Genomic DNA, 18,670 nt, shown 5'->3' with positions numbered 1-18,670 from the left:
TTTCCATGATATCACGCACCAAAAAAAGGAGCAAAGCTCGGCGACCCGAAACCTTGCTCCTTCTGTTATACGACCTTAATCGTTGCATATATCATGTACATGCCGCAATGGATCTCATATTCTCCCTTGGGCAGATCTTTGTCGACCGTATAATAATTGGGTCCCTTTTGCATGTATAGATCCATGCCAAGCTTTTGTGATCCCACTGATTTCACATGTGTCACCGACCGGGTCAGAATAAAGTTGATTTTGGTCGGTACGCCAGCTTTCACCTCGATGACGTCTGGTCCAAAACCATCGTTGCTCACGTCCACATCAATGACTTCATATCCCTTCAAATCCTCCGGAGTCTCGGCTTGTGCTGTTACTGCACCTCCCGATCCGGGGGATACGTCTTTGCCCATAAAATAAACCAAAAATGATCCAAGCAGTACAACAACGGTCAGACCCAGTGTTAACCAAGGCCATGTTTTTCCAAACCAGCTTTTCATATAAACACTCCTCATTCGATGTCCCATCAATATTCAATCAACAGACGGATGTATTCATTAAGCATACCTGATTCGCATGACAATGAAAATGACCCCTCTGGGCTATTGCGATTGAGCTATATAAGTGGAACTAAAGAATATTTACACTGGACACTCCGATGACAGAACAACCTTTCGATCGCTGTTATCCCAGATTTTTTGATTTCCTTTTTCAAAGGGTAAAATCCGGGAATAGCGTATGCTTCCGAAGCAGCTTTCTTTCAGAAAGCTTTTAGGCGCACGCTTCGCTTCTTCAGGTTATTTCTGTCCTCTCCGTTTCGTGTAAATGTTTAGTTCAATTTATATAGAATATTTCAATAGAAAAAGCCTGATTTCTCAGGCTTATCTACGGGTATTCCCGTTCATGCTTCGCAATATCCCTTTTTGTATAACTCAGGAATAGATCGGTGTATTCCGACTTCGTCTCATGCGTAATTTATACAACTCTGGCAGGGCTACACCAATGAGTACAATAATAACTCCGAACCATTGCAATCCGCTTACATGCTCATGGAGCACGATTGAGGATAACAAAACTGCAATTGGAAGCTCCACTGCACCCAGGATTCCGGCCATGTCACCACCAATATGCGGAACGCCGATAGCGAACAGTACTGGTGGAATGAATGCCCCGAAGAATCCAAGCAGCAATCCAAATACAAGCAACTGGCTCCAGATCAATCCGTTAAAGAGGAATGTCGGTGGGAACAAAATGCACAGCAGGATCAATCCGCCTGTAACCATCCACGCACTGCGGAAGGCTGGATGTGCTGAAGGAACCGCTTTGCCGCTGAACAATACAAACAGGGAATAACTTACGGCTGCCATTAATCCAAGTGCAATACCCAGACCGTTGAACTCACCCAGTCCCTGTTCCAGGAAACCGGCTGCCAGCAAAGTTCCGCCGAACAGAATGATCAACGTCAGGAATGTGACTTTGTCTGGACGTTGACGTTTGCTTATCGCCTGAATCAATACACTAATCCAAGTGAACTGGAACAACAGGATAATGGCAAGTGAAGCCGGAATGTAACGCAAAGACTGATAATACACGAGACCTGTTATTACCGTTGGTGTTCCAGCAGCCATCAATATCAGACGTTGTTTCCACGTCAACCGCTTGAATACCTGTGCCACGGCTCCTGATGCTTTGCCATTTGCCTGTGACTTACGTTTTGTTCTAAATTTTGTGTATAGCGCCAGCATCCAGGATAGAAGAAAACCCGTGATCAGCTGTGCTCCCACAACCTCTCCAAGTTTATATCCTTCGCCGTACGCCAGAACCACAATCGTGGATAATATGCCATAGCTCATCGCTCCCGCGAGAACGGACAGATAATATTTCATTGTGAATAAACCTCCTGATGATAAGAAAAATACGCCTGCATGTTGATTCATGCCAAGGTCACAGACACCATCTAAATGCAAAAAATCCTAACTACGAGCAAGGAATACATTGATTCCTTGGCATCGTAGTTAGGAAGTATAGGCTTCCCGTAGAGACCCTCGCCCTGTGTACACTTTCGGCCTGCGAGGTTATACGAAATGATATATGCAATTTGATGTAATTCGTGTGTGACGACTTTTCATATATTACATGGGAGGTGAGATGGTGTCAACCCTATTCCGTATAAAAAGTTGAACTAAATTATTACACCGAGTCGCTTCGATCGCTGTACCATTCTTCGAGTACTCTGATTACGCTAAAACGTCATGTCCGATTGGAGCCTGAGGAGTCCCACTCCAATGTTTGCTGTAAACCTGCCTTCAATCCATCCAGATCCAGCCCATCTACGGCAAAAGCATCACGGATCAAAGGCGGCGCGACAAATTCATCATACTTGCCCAGATAAGGCGCTTCATCTTCAGCCAGTAACGCAGATGCGTCTTCAGCCGTTCGACATTCACTCATGATCTCGGCTAACAATGTTCGTTCGTCGACCTTGCCGGATACTACAAAATAATATGGCTCCATGGGCACAACCGAACGCAAGGCAAGTTTCTTGGACAGATTATGCTTCATCAGGCGCTCCAATGTACGGAATGATTTACTTCCCACCCAAGGAAGAACGTACATCGAATCTCCCCCTGCCGGAATCACGACCTGCTTCAACAGTCCGCTTTCACGAGCTAGGCGGCGCGCCCGTTCAAGTCGATTGACGGCTTGCGGTGACAAGTAGGGATAGATGGTCGAGTCGGACAACACTTCACGCATTTTCTGTACTACCGACGTATGAATATCTCCTCCCGCTCCAAGCCATAACGTATCTACCTTACCTTTTGCAGACTTCACATACACAGCCTTGTGCTTGTGATCAACCTCTTCCACTTTCCACAGTTTGCCTGCGAGCGAGAAGCAATAGCCAGGTGGGGGCACTGTTGTAATCGAACCAATCTCTTCCGAGCCGTTTAGTACTTTATGTTCCTCATCGTCTTTAAACACGGCGTAGAAGCGATAATTATTCACAATTTTCTCACCTGTCAGACCGATGATCAATGTTCGATCCTCTGTCCATTGCAGATGATCCGTCTCAATGAGGTAATTCAGGAATACCTGATATTGATCAGGTCTGATCAACGCAAATGGGGCCAGCGAAAGGATGGCTTCCGCAAGATCTCTCGGCTCCGCCTCCCCCATACTTTTCAACATGCTCATCGTCTGATGGTAGAGCACACCTATGGGCATTTTGCGAGCTTCAAGCGGCTCGACCCATTTGGTTTTTACATATAGTTCGATAACAGCAATCGCACGCATCAACGTCCACGGCATACGTGCTGGCAATTGCGCTTCCTCATCCTCTTCCTCCGGACATACAAAAAGCATCTCCGATGCCATGTCCTCTCGTCTCCCTGAACGTCCCAGACGCTGTACAAAGCTGGACGCACTATACGGTGCACCGAGCTGAACCACACGTTCCAGTTCGCCCAGATCGATGCCCAGTTCAAGCGTGACCGTTGCCGCAGCAACCGCAGGCCCCGATCCAGTGCGTAGGGCAGCTTCCGTCTCTTCCCTCAGCATGGCCGAGATACTTCCATGATGCACATGGAACACATCACGCTCTTGCCTGCGAGCCGCGACTCGCCGCATCTCAAGAATGGTGACTTCTGCATCCGTTCGGCTGTTGGTGAAGATCAGCGCTTTTTTACGATGTGTGCTCTCATAGATGAAGTCGTAGTACGCTTTGCGTGCGTTATGAAGCTGCTCCGCCTGCTCCTCGTCCTGTGCATCCGGAAAAGAGAAATGTTCCACCCGGAGTCGCAGCTTGCGACCGCCCGGGGAAGAGACCACATCCACTCCCTGCTGCGTTCCCGCAGCAAGCCAAGATGTAGCCGTATCATAGTCACTAAGTGTAGCAGACAAGCCCACTCTTCGCGGTGCACAGCCAGCCATACGCTCGATTCTGGCAAGTTCGCTGAGTACTTGAATGCCCCGATCCGCTCCCATGAAAGCATGCACCTCATCGATGATGACATACCGCAGGTCATGAAACAGCGCCGGGATTGCATTCGGTCGATTCATGAGCAGACCTTCCAGCGATTCTGGCGTTATCTGGAGCACACCGGACGGATTTTTCATCAGTTTTGTTTTCTCCGCCTGAGGTACGTCCCCGTGCCAATGCCAAACCGGAATATTTCCTTCGGATAACAGATCCTTAAGACGTTCGAATTGATCATTAATCAGGGCTTTCAGAGGTCCAATGTACAAAATGCCAACCGACTTGGAAGGCCGTTCATACAGCTCGGTCAATGCAGGAAAAAAAGCCGCCTCCGTTTTGCCGGAGGCCGTTCCCGCCGCAATCAGCATATGATGCGGGGTATGAAAACAGATATTGCAGGCCTCAATCTGAGCAGGACGAAGAGATTCCCATCTTTTTTTATATATAAATTCCTGAACAAACGGAGCCAGCCGATAGAACGGATTATCACTCATAATTCAAACTCCGCCAGAAAGTCGTCCAGATCATCTGTATTCGCGGAAGCATCTGTCCCTTTACCCGTTTCCTGAGGTTTGGCAACCCGCTCGCCAAGTAATTGAGTATAAGTCACTTCAGGATTCTGGTGTAACGTATGCAGAACATCCATAAAGTCTCGTACCACTTCACGCGTGGTCAGCAATTCATCCGCACCCAGCCGGTTCACCGCCGTTTGCATAAAATCAACCAATTGTTCATCCGTCAGACTTGCGCTGTATCCAAAATGCAGGGCATGAATCTGCCGCAGCTTCTGAAGTAAAATCAGAATCTCTTCATGCGATAACATCGCCAGCTTCAGGATCGGACCTGTGTAATTCGCATACGCTTTGGCTGCATAACGACCATCAATAAGCCTGGAGCGAAGCGCCTCATAGCTGTATAATCCGCGCCGTTCATCCTCCACAAATTGCGGCGTACCGCCTACAAATATGCCCAGGTGCTCCGCTTTGCCCTGCATCGTATCATTGAACATGGTCAGCAATTTTTCATAGTTGCTTTGGCGGGAGACACTGTTTGTAATTTTGTACAGATTCACCGCTTCATCAATGAACAACAGCAATCCTTTGTAACCAATGCGCGCTGTGAATTCAGACCACAATTTGAAGTAGTCGTACCAGTTGTCATCGTCAATGATAACGCCAACAGCCAGTTCTTTTTTCGCTTCCGTTTTGGTTGCAAATTCTCCTCGAAGCCAGCGAAGGGCCGCCTGTTTGCGATCATCATCAGCCAGCTTGTACCCGTTCCAGTATGACGCCAGTACTTTGGCAAAATCAAAGCCGTGTACCAGATTCTGCATCTCCCCCGTCACCGCATAGATCTGCTTCTCTACTTCCAGCGGCAGAGCGGGATCATCCGGGCGCAGGTTCTGACTCTGCATCGTGGACTGTTGCAAACCTGCGATCCATTTTTGCAAAATCGGCTCCAACGCTCCCCCATCCGGGCGTGTGCGTGTAGACAGACGAGTCATCAGTTCGCGATATGTCGCAAGTCCCTGGCCTTTGGTTCCCACCAGTCGTCGCTCAGGTGACAGATCCGCATCCGCCACAACGAAATCCCGATCCATCGCATAGTTACGAATCATCTGCAAAAGAAAGCTTTTACCGCTGCCGTAACGACCCGTAATGAGTTTAAACGCTGCGCCTCCCTCGGCGATATTGTCCATATCCCGCAAGATGGCTTCCACTTCCGGTTTCCGACCAACAGCAATCTGCTCGAGTCCTATGCGCGGGACAACACCAGCTGTCAATGAATTTACAAGTGCGGTGGTCAGCCGCTTTGGTATTTTAAGTTCTGTCACTGCGTATCACCTCTTCACATGTTCGAACACATCTATATAATCAGGAACAATCCGATCGCCATCAATCAGAAGATCACCGATCGTTTCCATAGCCACATCATTAATTTCATCCAGCAGAAGCGTAGGCATCGTTCCATATTGCTCAGCCAGACGCATCAGCTCCGTATCTGGACTTGCGCCAAGTAGAACATGAATCGTTTGCACCTGCTGAGGGGAGAGTTCCTTGGCAAAGAGCAGCCATTCTTCATCAAGATCAGCCTCAGCAGACTCGTCCCACTGCAACCTAATCGATTCTACTTGCGCTCCTGTTGCAATCTCTACTGCGCATGGCTCGGACTCCATAGAACCTTCAGTTGGAGTGATCTCGTCCCTTACTTCCAGTACATCGAATGGATTACTTGTAACATTTGCGTTGTTATCCTCTTCATCCTTCACTTCAGAAGGGTGATCATCCTCAATTGTAAGCGCCAATCGCACGTACTCACTTTCCTGCTGTAAAGATGCCAATTTCTCTGTATCAATACGAATCATCGGTTGTTCCACAGACTCCGCCTGCTCGATCGCATATGCTTTGTCCAGGTAACGTTCAATCAGATTTGCAAGTTCGGGTTCAAGAGTCTGTCCTCGCAATCTGCCTCTGAATCCGAGCAGTTCACGAAGTTTATTTTCAGTACATCGATAGATCCGCGTAACCATCTGCACAAAATCAGACTGCTCGCCTATGGGCATATATCTGAATGATACCGATCTTCCATAGATCGAATCATCATAGACTGCTTTGCGAAACAGGATGCGCTCCACCGTACGTTCATCGTTGGATTCAAACTCAGGCAACATTCCAACTTGTCGCGTACGTTCCAGATACGAATCAACCAAGGCCATGACGCGCGGGATGTACTGCTCCATCACTTCTTTGCCGCCATCTCTGTAGAACTTACTAAGTGTAATATCGTAATCATAGTATCTTTGTAGCATATTCAGCGAGATATCCGATACTTTATCCTGTAAAATACGTTGCAGCTCCATATCCAGCATCTCTGCTGGCAGATATCCGCCCGAAAGGCCCATGACCTCGGATAAGGACATCTCCATCTGATGGACTAGCACATAATCGACCATCCACTCTTGCATATATATATTTAATTGAGGGAGCCGTTCACGGTAGTTCACCCATAGCTGCTTCAATTGATCATAACCATCCTCAGGATTCTGCCAGCCAATGCCGTTAATTAACTCGTAGATATGAACAAATAGATAGGACAGATCGGTATCGGGGTATCTCCCCTGACGTACTTCCTTCCTCCAAAACATATACCACTTGCGCTGGGCTTCATTCATCACGCCATACGTTGGCCAGTAACTCATAAAGGGAACCCACGGGGATACATCCCCCTCCATCTCTGCCCACTGCTTTGCTTCCTCTACAAAACGTTTCTCTGAGGACAATATGCCTCCACGATGCTGAATCGTATCATGTGCAGACTGCACAATGGTTGAACGATCAGGAACCGGAACGGCTGCTGTTTCAGGTTCTTCACTCAGATCTATCTCCATAAATTCCAATTGTCTTGAGTTGTCTTTCATAGAACGTTATCTCACCCTCCTCCAAGACAGAATACGAACAAGTGTATCCATAGGGATCATTATATCACTTGTCCTGTGTCTGCGGTGACGAAATTTAGACATTCCTGGACACAAAAAAGAAGGCATTTCTGCCCTCTTTTCATCATGTCTATTTAACTTTTCTCTGTCCTCTCCGTTATGTGTAAATGTATTATTTCAACTTATATAGGTTCCTTTTAATATATGAAAAAAGTCCGCCCTACGTATTAATCCACTGATCTAACAGTCGGAATGTCTCTGATGCGCTGTGTACCATGTTGTCATGATCTTCTGGATTACTGATGGACCGCTGCAGCAAACCTGTAAACTCGCTCCATCTTGTTCTTGTCTCAGAGCCGTAAGCATTGAAATATTCCAAACCACGATCGGCCTCAATGGGCAGGAACTGCGACAAACGCTTGGTCATGATCTGTCCACCGTTCGTGGACCCCTCAATAACATACAGATATCCGAACAAACGGGCAGGTGTCGAAATATCCGGCAGTTCTTCACAGAGCGGAAGTTGGCTGATTTCCTCTTCACTGGCACCCAGATTTCGTAAATCTTTCTCCAACAGTACAGCCTTGCCTCTAATCTCAATATCCAATTCCGTACTTTCCCAGAAAGGCAGCAGAACAGCCTGATCTTCCAGTGGTTTCAGGAATCCATAAAATTTCTCTAAATATGTTCTATATTCTTCTATAGTCACAGTTTGATTCATAATGGCTTTTGCATAAGGGTTCTGTTCTACTTGTCTGTGATAATGAGCTGTCTCGCTCTTCAGACGTTCCATAATTGTTGTTGCTGTCATCGTAGTTATCCCCTTTCACAATCTGTTTTATTGTTGCAAATGAATGCTGATCCTCAACTGATCCTCAGTATATTGAAATAGAAACTGCTTTTCTTGCACTCAGCTCCATTTAAGACAAACAAAGACTCTATGTAAGTATACTTATTCTTGTTTGAGAAAACTATATGAATCCGTCATTGTTTTACGTTAGATTATTTCCCGCATTGTTATGATAACTTAGTTATAATTCATAGGATAAAAAAATAAAAAACGACCCCTGACGTCATTTTTGTCAGGAATCGTTTGATATAAAGATGATTTATTTGTTTATGGGATCGGACCCCGAACCCCAGTTTTTTAACTTGTGTAATAGACTGATTAGAGCCGGAAGCAAGATTGGAAGCATGACAAAACTTAGCAAAACCAATCCGATGATGACAGAAATAGCTACTTCAATCAGCGTAACAACACCGGAAGGAATTAGTGCGGCGAAGGTACCTCCCAAGATCACTGCCGCCGAGATCACGACCCCTCCTATATTACGGGAAGCTTCCGTAATTTTATGAATTGGATCTCCTTCAATCTCACGATATTTCATCATGAGGAAGATACTGTAGTCCACACCAAGTGTAACAATCATGATCAGACTGAAGAAAGGAACGTTCCAGCTCAGGTAGTCAACACCAAGCGGGCCAACCACCAGCAATTCATTCAGACCAAGGGCCACATAATACGTCAGGAATAACGCACCTATAATGATTATAGTCTGCCAAAACGAACGAATAATGAACAAAAGTATCAATCCAATTCCAATCAGCATGATCATGGACGTCCGATTCAGATCACCTCCGGATAATTCTTTCATATCCAGGTTCTGTGACGGTATGCCGCCCAGTGCCACTTTCGCCTCACTCAAATCCGTGCCAACCAAAGCCGTTTCCAACTGCTTGTTAAGATTTTGAACAACATCCATCGCTTCTTTCGAATATGGATTATCGGTCAAAATGATGGTGATTTCCGCTGTCTTCCGATCCGAAGACATATACATGTCGAGCGAACTTAGAAACTCTTCTCCTTTTAATACTTCTTCTGGAATGTAGAAGCTTTTCGCAGCATCAGACTGGCCAAGATGACCCAAATAATCTTCGGCATCACCAAGACCCTTCGACACATCTGAGAGTCCTTTTGTACTTTCGGTCAATCCGGATTTCAACTCACCCATTTTGTCCTGCAAATCGTTCAGACCGCTTAACAACTGACTCTGTCCTTCATTAATCTGACCCAGCCCATCTTTCACTTCCAATGTTTTACCCGCTATCTGCTTGGTTCCATTGGCTCCAGTGGCCAAACCTTTGGATAGCTCGCCAGCACCGTCTTCAAGCTGGCCGACACCTACAGCAACCTGAGTCAGACCGCCACTAATTTGAGCCATTGACTCGTTGGCTTCCTTGAAAGAAACCATAGCCCCATTGTACTGCTGCATCAACGGGTCCAACTGTGTGTATAACGCGTTCAGTTCAGTTTGAGCCGCTTGAGAAATATTAATCACTTGTACGGCATCTTCTTCTTGTTGTAACTCAGGGTGATTCACAATTAGACGGGTCATGCTGCCTTCGATCTGAGTATAGGCATCAAGCGCTCCCTTAATGGCTGTCTTGATGCTTGTGAAAGTACCACTAAAGGAACCAAATCCCTGTTCAAGTTGCCTATACCCTTTTTGCAGATCATTGGCACCTTTAGACAGGACTCCAACCTTTTCTTTAAGGGTAGTAAGTCCGTTTTTCAACGTCTCTGCCCCTTCTTCCCCATTATTCAGCCCATCAGATACCTGATTCATGGCGTCTCCCAATGCATTTACTCCAACTTGCAACCGGCTTGTTCCATCAATCAACAGTTGTACGTTACTTAAATCATTTGAAGATTGAAGCTGTCCAGCTGCAGAGGACAAACCTTCGTTAATTTCGCCCACACCTTCGTTTGCTTTACCAATACCCTGATTAAGCTCCTCTGCTTGATCGTTAATATACAACTCTTTAATTTGGACTCCAGTTGGTCGAGTGACACTGTAAACCTCAGAGACACCTTCCACCTTGGACATCTTATCCGTCAGATCATCCAGTGCCTTCAGCAATGTCTGATTGTCCATTGCCTGCTCGGATTGCACAACCAATGTTGTTGGCGCTGAGAATCCTGGTGCATAATGCTCCATAATCAGATTAATCCCCTGTTTGGAATTGTAGTCATTATTGACTTCAAACAGGTCATTATAACTTAGTCGATTACTGTAACTGAATAATAAAGGAACACTAATTACCGCAACCAGAACGATTGCCAGGAAAGGCCTTCGTACCGATTGGCGGGATAAAAATCCCCACAGTCGGCTGTCCGCATGGCCTTCGAATTTTTTCGATGGCCAGAACATTTTTTTGCCCATGACAACCATGAAGAACGGGTTCAACGTATTGAGGACGATAATGAGAACCGCTACTGCGATCGCCACCGCAGAGGTTGCCTGATATAACTGAAACTTGGCAAGCATGAGTGCAAGAAACCCGATAAATACAGCGATGCCGCTATACAATACGGTTCTGCCTGCTGTTTTAAATGTCGTTTTGGTCGCAAGAATCACATCGCCATCTTGTCTACTTAGTTCCTCCTTGAATCTGGTATATAACAGGATATTATAATCCGTACCAATACCAAAGAGGATAACGACCATAAATATCTGAGTAAAGTTCGAGAACGGAAAGTTAAACCAATCTACAAGATATCCCACAATAGCTAATGAAACAACGTAAGATATACCTACCGTGAGCAGTGAAATAACAGGTATGATCGGCGATCTAAAAATAATAATCAGGATAACGAGGATGAAAATGATCGCGATAATTTCTGTTTTCTGCACACCGTCTTCAATCGATTTACCAAAATCATCATCGATCAGGTCAGCTCCCGTCAGATATGTATCCACATCAGGGATGGCTGTAGATTCTTTTAATAGACTAATCACTTCCGAAAGAGGAATATTCTCATCTTTAGTGACGGTGATTTGAGTCAGGATCGTGGTTCGGTCCTCGGATATAAGCCGATCAGCTTGCTCTTCACCATCCAGATGGCTTGTGATCGTCTCAATATTCAGTTGCTTTTTCTGATTTTTCAGGTTGGATAAAACGGATTCGATCTCCGTCTTTTGCTGGTTCGTTAATGCTTGTGTATCTTCTCCACTATTAAATACAGCAATGATGGAATAAGTATTCCCGCTATCCTTATCCATATCTCTCAACATAGTCGCAGCAACCTGGCTTTGTGCCGTTTCAGGAATTGAAATCTGTCCTTTTTCTTTTACCAGTTGACCAAAATCAGGCATCGCCACTACAGAAACGAGAGTAATAAGTATCCATAAAATCAGGGAAATCGTTCTGGGATTCCTAAGTTTATTCATGATTTATCTTCACACACCTTATGTCTAGTATAGGAATGAATATTCATTCCGTTTATGTTGTAAAAAAAGGCCAATAGAATCAATGGACTCTAATGGCATTCCACAGGCACTCCTCAAGCTGGTTCATTAGCTCCGGCGTCGCTTCCAGGAGACCTTTATTAAAATGTTCAAACAAATGAATGAAAGCACCGTAGACTATATTCATTAAAGCTTCTGTAGGCAGTATAAGAATGGCTCCTTGCTGCTGCCCCTTATGTATGCATTCATTCAGAAACCCCATAAATTCATTGACACTTTCCTTGCTTTCATCGTGAAAATGCAATGCATTACCCGTAGAATTAATAAACTTTAAGCGATCCGGGTCGGACTCTGCAAACTTGAACAATCCACGAAAAATATGATGAAACTGGTCTCGTACAGGTATCGGCTCATTCGGAAATCCCTGTTTTAAGGCATCAAGAAACTCCCTGATACTTTTCTGAAAAAGTTCATTCAACAATACTTCCTTGTTCGTAAAATAACGGTAAATAGTACCTGCTCCCACCTGAGCCGAATCGGCAATCATCGGCATGGTTGTTGCATCGAATCCCCGCTGGGCAAAAAGCGTTAAAGCAGCTGCAAAAATATCATCTTTTTTGCTGCTTTTAGCCATGTGGCTATCCCTCCTTTATATAGGAATGAACGTTCATTCCGTTATGTTTGATCAGTATAACTCCTTTTGTCACTTCAAGCAAGACCTTTCTATCCTACTGTTTATTCTTCAAAATGATACAATAACTATAAAATCTATTATTTTGGAGGACTTATGTTCATGAATATAACCATTCAAGACATTATACAGTATCTCACAGCCCATGTAGAGTTACCGGAGAACACGGTAGATCGGCTGATTACTGGCTCGTCCGACCAAACGGTCACAGGTGTGTTTGTTACTTTTATGCCCACTCAACATGTCATTGAACATGCCGTACAACGTGGGGCCAATCTAATTATCGCTCATGAATCCCCCTTCTACAACCATCACAGTCATACCGATTGGTTAGCCAATGATCCAGTTTATGAAACTAAAAGAAATTTGATCGACGAAGCAGGCATCTCCATATATCGCTGTCACGATGTGATCCACCGTTTTCAACCGGATGGCATTACAGAAGGGGTAATCCAGGCCTTGGGGTGGTCCTCTTATGTGGAACAACGACTAGCGGAAGCAGACATTCTTTCTTTTCCGGAAGGACGCACCGCCCAAGCTATTGCTCAACATGTGAAAAGTTCCCTGGGCATCGATTATGTACGCGTTGCGGGCAATGCGGAAATAGTATGTAAACGCGCAGCGGTACTGGTAGGTTTTCGTGGTAATGGACATGTGACAATTCCCTTGATTCAGAATGAGCAATTGGATCTCATCATTGCAGGAGAAGGATTCGAATGGGAGACACCGGAATATATCCGTGATGCTGTGCAACAAGGCAAGTCCAAGGCACTGATCATGATGGGGCATGCCGAGAGCGAGGCTTCGGGAATGAAGCTATTAGCAGACAAGTTGGCAGAACGTTTTCCCGAATTGTCTGTTCGTTTTGTTAACGAGAAGCCTGTGTACACTGTGATCTAGAAGGATCATTGGATTTGATGTGTACGGAGAGGATCTTCTAGCTGATTGCTTCTATTCTCATTGCCTGTCCTACCCTGGAGCTTTGGATACTTTCTATGCTCCGGGGACGCTGGGCAGACTCTCGTGTCAGTTCTTGGATAGCTAACGAACCTGACACACTCTATTTAGCGAATATTTGCCGATTTTCAAAAGTAACGAATCGTAGACACCCTATTCCTCCATTCCCCCTGTTTTACCGCCCATTTCTAACCAACATAACCCATTTAACGTTGCTGAGATTCGTTAGATCTCTCAATTCAATCGGATCAGTACAATAAGGTGTCACTGGTTCGTTAGATTATGATGAAAAATGAGTACTGAGCACATATGCCACGCATTTCTTCATGCCCCATCTGGATTTCCCGAGTTCTTTATTGTACTCTAGATGCTGTGACTTCAAAGCTCAGGACATTTGTCCTTGGCGTTCAGAGTCAATTTATCATTTAATAATAGAAGTCGAAGTGATTGAATAAGGAGCGTACATATGAGAGGAATTATTTTTGCATTACTGGGTGGCGCGTGTATCACGCTCCAAGGTGTTGCCAATACTCGGATTAGCACCGACATGGGCACTTGGCAAGCTGCTACGATTACACAACTGACAGGCTTCATCTTAGCGGCGCTGATCCTAATGTTTGTTAGAGACACCAACCTTCAAGGACTCAAACAAGTAAAACCTATGTACCTGGCTGGAGGCGCTTTTGGCGCCGTCATTATTTTCAGCGAAGTGACAGCAATTCAGCAAATTGGGGTTACATTCACGATCTCGGCCCTGTTGATTGCTCAGCTGTTCCTGACTTTTCTGGTGGATAGTAACGGATGGTTCGGCGTGGTGAAACAAAAGATGAAACTGCCGCAATTTCTAGGTATTGCCTTAATGGTGACTGGTGTCATTATTATGAAACTATAGTTTTTGGAGAAGGATTGAAACATATCGTCGGGGGTGAATAACAGCGTGCAAGAGATCCATAACGAGCAACAATTAATACAATATCTGAAGCAATATCAACTCGAAACTGTATTTCACGAGCCCCTGCGTACACATATGACGTTATGCCACTTTGAGAAGTGTGAATTGATCTGTCGTGAAGGGGAAACTTCCGAATATTTGTACGTACTGGTCGAGGGTAAAATCAAGATTTTCACCACCTCCGCTCAGGACAAAACGCTGGTGCTTTGTTTCAAAACACCGCTTGAAGTTGTCGGTGACATAGAGTATGTCCGTGAAAGCGATATTGTTAATACGGTTCAGGCCGTGTCACCTGTGGTGATGCTTCGCATTCATTATCAATGGCTTGCTGAGCTTGCCAGCGATTATGCACCTTTACTTAAATTTTTGCTTAAAATCATCTCTCACAAATTCTACATTGACTCGAATTTTTCCAATTTCAACCTGATGTATCCCGTTGAGGTTCGTCTAGTCAGCTACCTGCTCTCCATCTCAACAGAAGAAGCGGGTAACGTCGTTCATGAAGAGCTGGACGCGTTCAATCTGACCGACATCGCGAATCTGATCGGCACCAGTTACCGACACCTGAACCGGGTCATCCAGAAGCTCTGTGCAGACGGGTTAATTGAACGACATCAGGGATTGATTATGATCAAGGACCGGGCGGGTCTACGTGAAATAGCAGGTCACAACATTTATGAATAAGGAGTTCGACAACCATGTTAATCACAGGTATTTCGCTTGCGCTACTGGCAGGTGCACTTGTCAGTCTGCAAACGATTTTTAATAGCAAAGTCAATGAACGCACCGGTTCATGGTCCACAACAACGATGGTGCTTTTCACCGGGTTTATTGCTTCTTTCCTCATCTCTCTGCTAGTCGAGGGCAAAAATACATTCAGCTTCCAGCATATGCAGCCCTGGTACTGGCTCAGTGGAGCCATCGGCGTTGGCGTGGTCTTCTGTCTCGTGCAAGGGATGAAGCTGCTTGGTCCCACATATGCCATCTCGATCGTACTGACGTCCCAATTGAGTTTTGCGCTACTATTTGATTCCATGGGATGGCTCGGTCTGGAGCAAATTCCTTTTTCGTGGAATCAGCTGTTCGGTGTACTTGTCATTGTTGGGGGAATTGTGTTGTTCAAGTTCGGTGGAAGTAAATCGGAAAAATCAGAGCAGTCCCCTGGAAAACTTCAGTCTGACTCATAAACGAACAAAAAAAAGAGTGTCCGTCCAATCCCGCAGATTGGTCAGACACTCTTTTTATGCAATCAAACCACCACGTATCGTCTCGTTCTCTTAAACGAACTCTACGTTATGGTAGACCTGCTGAACATCTTCAAGGTCTTCAAGCGCATCGATCAGTTTCTCGAACTGAGCTTGTGCATCTTCTGGAAGTTCAATATGGTTTTGCGCAAGCATCGTCAGCTCAGCTACTGTGAACTCAGTAATACCCACAGCTTTGAATGCTTCTTGTACAGCGTGCTTATATTTGTATTTCTCTCACTTTTTGTATGAAATTTTATACATTATTATACCAAATTATGAGTGATTTTACTATAACAGATTACATGTTTATCCTTCTTAAATGTAGTTATAAGCATTATAGACAACATCAATGAGGCGTATCGGTAACTTTATCTTTAATAATCCGTTTTAGTTCTTCAATGGAATATGCCGGTTTACGTTTATGTAACATAGCATGGCAGTTCGGACATATAGGGCGTAAGTCTTCCACTGGATCAATTTCATATTTTTCACTAATCTCATGCAAAGGCTTCAAATGATGAACATGGATAAAGTTCTCACCGATAATTCCGTAAATGTTAACAAAGTTAAACCCACACACTTGACAGCCTAATCCATAATGTTCTATACACTTCTTCCTAGCTATTGGATTTCTTTCATATACATTTACTAATACTTTCTTTACAGAACCTTCAGTATATATTTCAAGTTCATTGACTTCTTCCGCAAGAATTTCTGGATGATTTTCAGTTTCATTATCAAAAGACCATATTATTTTAACTGGACTTTCATCAAAATAGTCTTTTGCTCTTCCATTTCCTAAAAACAAAAATTTAGGATCATTACTATCTTCTCTCGCGAATATATATGTTCGTCCCTCTGGATTGATTAGGGATTGTATAGAACTCTGTGTTAATGTACTTTTATTTCGCCCATACCAAATAAGATCATTTCCATCAAACCGATTTGGATGGTCATGTCCAGTTCGCCCTGCGGTTCCCACATTTGCAAAGATGAAAGAATCCTTCTCATATTGAGTATATCCAGTATTCCAATGGCCTTTTTGTTTAGCTTTTGGAACATTTAATTTCTGATATATATCATTCCGCGAATAATACTCTCCCACTCTAAATGTTTGTTCTTCTGACATTTGCATTTCATTTTTTGTAGCTAAAGTTTCTTCTATAACTTCAAACCCTAATCGCTTAAGAAAGTTGTTAGTTTCTGCTCCCCCATTAAACCTATCACGACTTAAAGCATGTCCATTAGCAAACCTATTTGCAACACTTATTACATATTTCGGTGGATACAGCCCACCATTGTACCTTAAATGATATTTAGTTGATTCTCTCTCTTTTGGTACACCCTCTTTATGTATTACAGCTATAGCATCTAAGATATTTTGTTTAACTATGTTTTGTGGAATCATTTAATAATTAGCTCCTAATCACTTGAAATTCACCCTTAAATCACAACAACATAAACAGTTGCAGCACTATAATAAATACACAAGATGAAATTGAAATTATACAACATTACATTCTTTGTCGTACTATATTTAATCATTTTGTGTAATATAAAGATGCAGTGCACTTAGCACTGCATCAATCTTTGTCAACTTTATGTAAATTGGTACTCTTCTATCCTTCTTCAAGATTTTTATAATCTGGTACAAAGAGCCTACCCTGATGCTCAGGCTTTCGTAGCAAGTCTACATGCTGCTTAATTGTATTCACGTTATTTCTATAAATGAAGAAGTGATTTTTTAGTAAACTGTTATTGAAAATCTCCTCAGCTATTTCTTCGCTTGATTTATGAGGATATTTCTCCAAAAACATGTAAATAGCTAAATTTTCATGTTTTGTCCATTCAGGTGCTCCAGCCATATTAATACACCTCCACTTTGTTATGAAATCCTTTACCTATCGTATCATTTATGGTTAAAACTGTATATAATTATAGTTACTATTGTGAAAAGGAATGAGAACATGCCAAAGGTGTATATCATTAATACAAATAAATCAAACAACCCCCAAGCTGAAAATGACATGATTAGTAACATGAAATGTGCCGCTTATTATAGCCCTTGGAAGCATTATATCGACACAATCGAAGCAAACGATATTGTTTATCTCTATAGTAGTGGTGTAGGGATAATTGCAAGAGGGATAGCTACAGGTATTGTTGAAATTGATGATTACAATGGGGAAGAGAATGAAGAACATTATATGCACCTAAATCGATTTGAGAAATTGAATACACCATTAACAGCTGATAAAATCACGAATATACTTACAGAGGCTACAATTGATAAAAAGGAATATAAGATTCAATGGAATCAGACTATGATTCTCATTGCTTATTCACTAGGATTAAAAGTTTGGCAAGTGATCACCAAAAAACACATTTAGGATGTACTGTTTTAACAGAATACAAGGAATGATCGTTAATGATCGAAAACAAGAATGCATCTAAGAAGAAAAGTCTATTGGATGTGGTCGGATCATTAGGACCTATACATGGTGATATACAAGAACAAACAAAGGGTAAAACATTCGATTAAATTAGAAAAGAAGCCATCACTAAGCACTTTCAGGAACAGTATGAAATGCTTAATTCATCCAATGAGAAAAATAATGAGACACAAAAAACACTAATAGCTCAGTACTAATAGTGTTTTTTGCACAAAGTAAATTAAAAGACTATCTAACGAGATTGTTCTTCCACTTTCCATGAGTTAGAGTCGATTGGAGTACATGAATCCGAAAGTTTCACAAACTCTAAAACTGTTCAAAACTAGCAGAAGGATTCTTCTCTGAATATTTAGTAACGAATTGGACCATAGCTTTATATGCCATCAAGTCCAGAACGGAGTATGTTCGTTCTTCAATAGATGTATCTCTTTCCTATGAGTAAATAACTTCATACATATGATTCAAACTTGATTTACTCTGGATAAATGTAATAGCCCTGTCCCAATTCCCATTTTGCTGAGAAGCAGAATAGTCAACACTATGCTCACTTACTGGTTGTGTTTTATCCTTGGAGATTATAAAAGCATCGATTCCTAAGATGCTCAAGTTATTATCCTTACAGTAAGTAATTAGATCAATCGCATCCGAAAAACTATATAAATACAGACCACCACGTATTGTTGCTTTGTCTATAATGTTATTCTTTGAAAGACTCAT

General features: G+C 43.4%; 16 protein-coding genes, 1 pseudogene and 1 riboswitch. Of the genes and pseudogenes, 5 read left to right on the top strand and 12 right to left on the bottom strand.

What is annotated here, in order from left to right; translation table 11 throughout:
• Window positions 1-65: 65 nt before the first annotated feature.
• The 8 genes from EL84_RS19505 to EL84_RS19470 all read right to left on the bottom strand — a co-directional run bounded on the left by EL84_RS19505 (window position 66) and on the right by EL84_RS19470 (window position 12,287).
• Complete coding sequence (locus EL84_RS19505; protein WP_036608499.1) at window positions 66-491, bottom strand: cupredoxin domain-containing protein; 426 nt, start codon at window positions 489-491, stop codon at window positions 66-68.
• A gap of 432 nt (window positions 492-923) precedes the next feature.
• Window positions 924-1,877, bottom strand: coding sequence for an EamA family transporter (locus EL84_RS19500; protein WP_017688752.1), 954 nt, complete (start codon window positions 1,875-1,877; stop codon window positions 924-926).
• Between the two features lie 106 nt (window positions 1,878-1,983).
• A riboswitch (purine riboswitch) is annotated at window positions 1,984-2,094 on the bottom strand.
• Between the two features lie 147 nt (window positions 2,095-2,241).
• The gene (locus EL84_RS19495; protein ID WP_047842755.1) at window positions 2,242-4,461 is read right to left on the bottom strand and encodes a DEAD/DEAH box helicase; all 2,220 of its coding nucleotides are present in this window, start codon (window positions 4,459-4,461) and stop codon (window positions 2,242-2,244) included.
• A complete protein-coding gene (locus EL84_RS19490) occupies window positions 4,458-5,801 on the bottom strand; it encodes an ATP-binding protein (protein ID WP_047842754.1) in 1,344 nt (447 codons plus the stop codon). The genes EL84_RS19495 and EL84_RS19490 overlap by 4 nt, the downstream gene beginning before the upstream one ends.
• A gap of 6 nt (window positions 5,802-5,807) precedes the next feature.
• Complete coding sequence (locus EL84_RS19485) at window positions 5,808-7,385, bottom strand: TerB N-terminal domain-containing protein (RefSeq protein ID WP_047842753.1); 1,578 nt, start codon at window positions 7,383-7,385, stop codon at window positions 5,808-5,810.
• Window positions 7,386-7,623: 238 nt separating this feature from the next.
• Window positions 7,624-8,214, bottom strand: a complete 591-nt coding sequence (locus EL84_RS19480) for a biliverdin-producing heme oxygenase (RefSeq protein WP_047842752.1) — start codon at window positions 8,212-8,214, stop codon at window positions 7,624-7,626.
• A 298-nt stretch (window positions 8,215-8,512) separates the two neighbouring features.
• Window positions 8,513-11,635: an MMPL family transporter gene (locus tag EL84_RS19475; protein ID WP_047842751.1), complete on the bottom strand. Its 3,123-nt coding sequence runs from the start codon at window positions 11,633-11,635 to the stop codon at window positions 8,513-8,515.
• Between the two features lie 79 nt (window positions 11,636-11,714).
• A complete protein-coding gene (locus EL84_RS19470; protein WP_017688759.1) occupies window positions 11,715-12,287 on the bottom strand; it encodes a TetR/AcrR family transcriptional regulator in 573 nt (190 codons plus the stop codon).
• Window positions 12,288-12,446: 159 nt separating this feature from the next.
• Between EL84_RS19470 and EL84_RS19465 the strand changes: the two genes are divergently transcribed.
• From EL84_RS19465 to EL84_RS19450, 4 genes are all read left to right on the top strand, one after another.
• Entirely contained in the window at window positions 12,447-13,244 is a 798-nt protein-coding gene (locus tag EL84_RS19465; RefSeq protein WP_047842750.1) for a Nif3-like dinuclear metal center hexameric protein, read from the top strand.
• A gap of 523 nt (window positions 13,245-13,767) precedes the next feature.
• On the top strand, window positions 13,768-14,193 hold the full coding sequence (locus tag EL84_RS19460; RefSeq protein WP_036608521.1) for a DMT family transporter: 426 nt from the start codon (window positions 13,768-13,770) through the stop codon (window positions 14,191-14,193).
• Between the two features lie 45 nt (window positions 14,194-14,238).
• A complete protein-coding gene (locus tag EL84_RS19455; protein WP_047842749.1) occupies window positions 14,239-14,937 on the top strand; it encodes a Crp/Fnr family transcriptional regulator in 699 nt (232 codons plus the stop codon).
• Between the two features lie 14 nt (window positions 14,938-14,951).
• Window positions 14,952-15,440 (top strand): DMT family transporter, encoded by a 489-nt coding sequence (locus EL84_RS19450; RefSeq protein WP_047842748.1) that lies wholly within the window; start codon window positions 14,952-14,954, stop codon window positions 15,438-15,440.
• Window positions 15,441-15,530: 90 nt separating this feature from the next.
• Here EL84_RS19450 and EL84_RS31385 read toward each other — a convergent pair.
• The 3 genes and pseudogenes from EL84_RS31385 to EL84_RS19440 form a co-directional block, all read right to left on the bottom strand.
• Window positions 15,531-15,716: pseudogene (locus EL84_RS31385) on the bottom strand (YebC/PmpR family DNA-binding transcriptional regulator); the annotation flags it as partial.
• A gap of 130 nt (window positions 15,717-15,846) precedes the next feature.
• Window positions 15,847-16,908, bottom strand: coding sequence for a DUF3427 domain-containing protein (locus tag EL84_RS19445; RefSeq protein WP_082219072.1), 1,062 nt, complete (start codon window positions 16,906-16,908; stop codon window positions 15,847-15,849).
• 211 nt (window positions 16,909-17,119) lie between these two features.
• A complete protein-coding gene (locus EL84_RS19440; protein WP_047842747.1) occupies window positions 17,120-17,365 on the bottom strand; it encodes a hypothetical protein in 246 nt (81 codons plus the stop codon).
• A 102-nt stretch (window positions 17,366-17,467) separates the two neighbouring features.
• On the opposite strand from EL84_RS19440, the gene EL84_RS19435 reads away from it, so the two are divergent.
• Window positions 17,468-17,890 carry a hypothetical protein gene (locus EL84_RS19435; protein ID WP_047842746.1) on the top strand — a complete coding sequence of 141 codons (423 nt, stop codon included), beginning with the start codon at window positions 17,468-17,470 and terminating at the stop codon, window positions 17,888-17,890.
• Window positions 17,891-18,385: 495 nt separating this feature from the next.
• Here the strand turns inward: EL84_RS19435 and EL84_RS19430 are convergent, their stop codons facing one another.
• Window positions 18,386-18,670 (bottom strand): hypothetical protein, encoded by a 285-nt coding sequence (locus EL84_RS19430; protein WP_047842745.1) that lies wholly within the window; start codon window positions 18,668-18,670, stop codon window positions 18,386-18,388.

It is taken from the genome of Paenibacillus sp. VT-400 (genome assembly GCF_001029205.1).
In the GTDB taxonomy this organism is placed as follows: domain Bacteria; phylum Bacillota; class Bacilli; order Paenibacillales; family Paenibacillaceae; genus Paenibacillus; species Paenibacillus amylolyticus.
Note: the sequence above shows the minus strand (reverse complement) of the source record. Positions and strands in the feature narration are given on the sequence as shown.

Coding starts and splice junctions, on each gene's coding strand:
- EL84_RS19470 (WP_017688759.1), bottom strand. CDS start 12,287: ATGGCTAAAAGCAGCAAAAAAGATGATATTTTTGCAGCTGCTTTAACG.
- EL84_RS19495 (WP_047842755.1), bottom strand. CDS start 4,461: ATGAGTGATAATCCGTTCTATCGGCTGGCTCCGTTTGTTCAGGAATTT.
- EL84_RS19450 (WP_047842748.1), top strand. CDS start 14,952: ATGTTAATCACAGGTATTTCGCTTGCGCTACTGGCAGGTGCACTTGTC.
- EL84_RS19505 (WP_036608499.1), bottom strand. CDS start 491: ATGAAAAGCTGGTTTGGAAAAACATGGCCTTGGTTAACACTGGGTCTG.
- EL84_RS19440 (WP_047842747.1), bottom strand. CDS start 17,365: ATGGCTGGAGCACCTGAATGGACAAAACATGAAAATTTAGCTATTTAC.
- EL84_RS19435 (WP_047842746.1), top strand. CDS start 17,468: ATGCCAAAGGTGTATATCATTAATACAAATAAATCAAACAACCCCCAA.
- EL84_RS19445 (WP_082219072.1), bottom strand. CDS start 16,908: ATGATTCCACAAAACATAGTTAAACAAAATATCTTAGATGCTATAGCT.
- EL84_RS19430 (WP_047842745.1), bottom strand. CDS start 18,670: ATGAGTCTTTCAAAGAATAACATTATAGACAAAGCAACAATACGTGGT.
- EL84_RS19475 (WP_047842751.1), bottom strand. CDS start 11,635: ATGAATAAACTTAGGAATCCCAGAACGATTTCCCTGATTTTATGGATA.
- EL84_RS19480 (WP_047842752.1), bottom strand. CDS start 8,214: ATGACAGCAACAACAATTATGGAACGTCTGAAGAGCGAGACAGCTCAT.
- EL84_RS19460 (WP_036608521.1), top strand. CDS start 13,768: ATGAGAGGAATTATTTTTGCATTACTGGGTGGCGCGTGTATCACGCTC.
- EL84_RS19465 (WP_047842750.1), top strand. CDS start 12,447: ATGAATATAACCATTCAAGACATTATACAGTATCTCACAGCCCATGTA.
- EL84_RS19485 (WP_047842753.1), bottom strand. CDS start 7,385: ATGAAAGACAACTCAAGACAATTGGAATTTATGGAGATAGATCTGAGT.
- EL84_RS19500 (WP_017688752.1), bottom strand. CDS start 1,877: ATGAAATATTATCTGTCCGTTCTCGCGGGAGCGATGAGCTATGGCATA.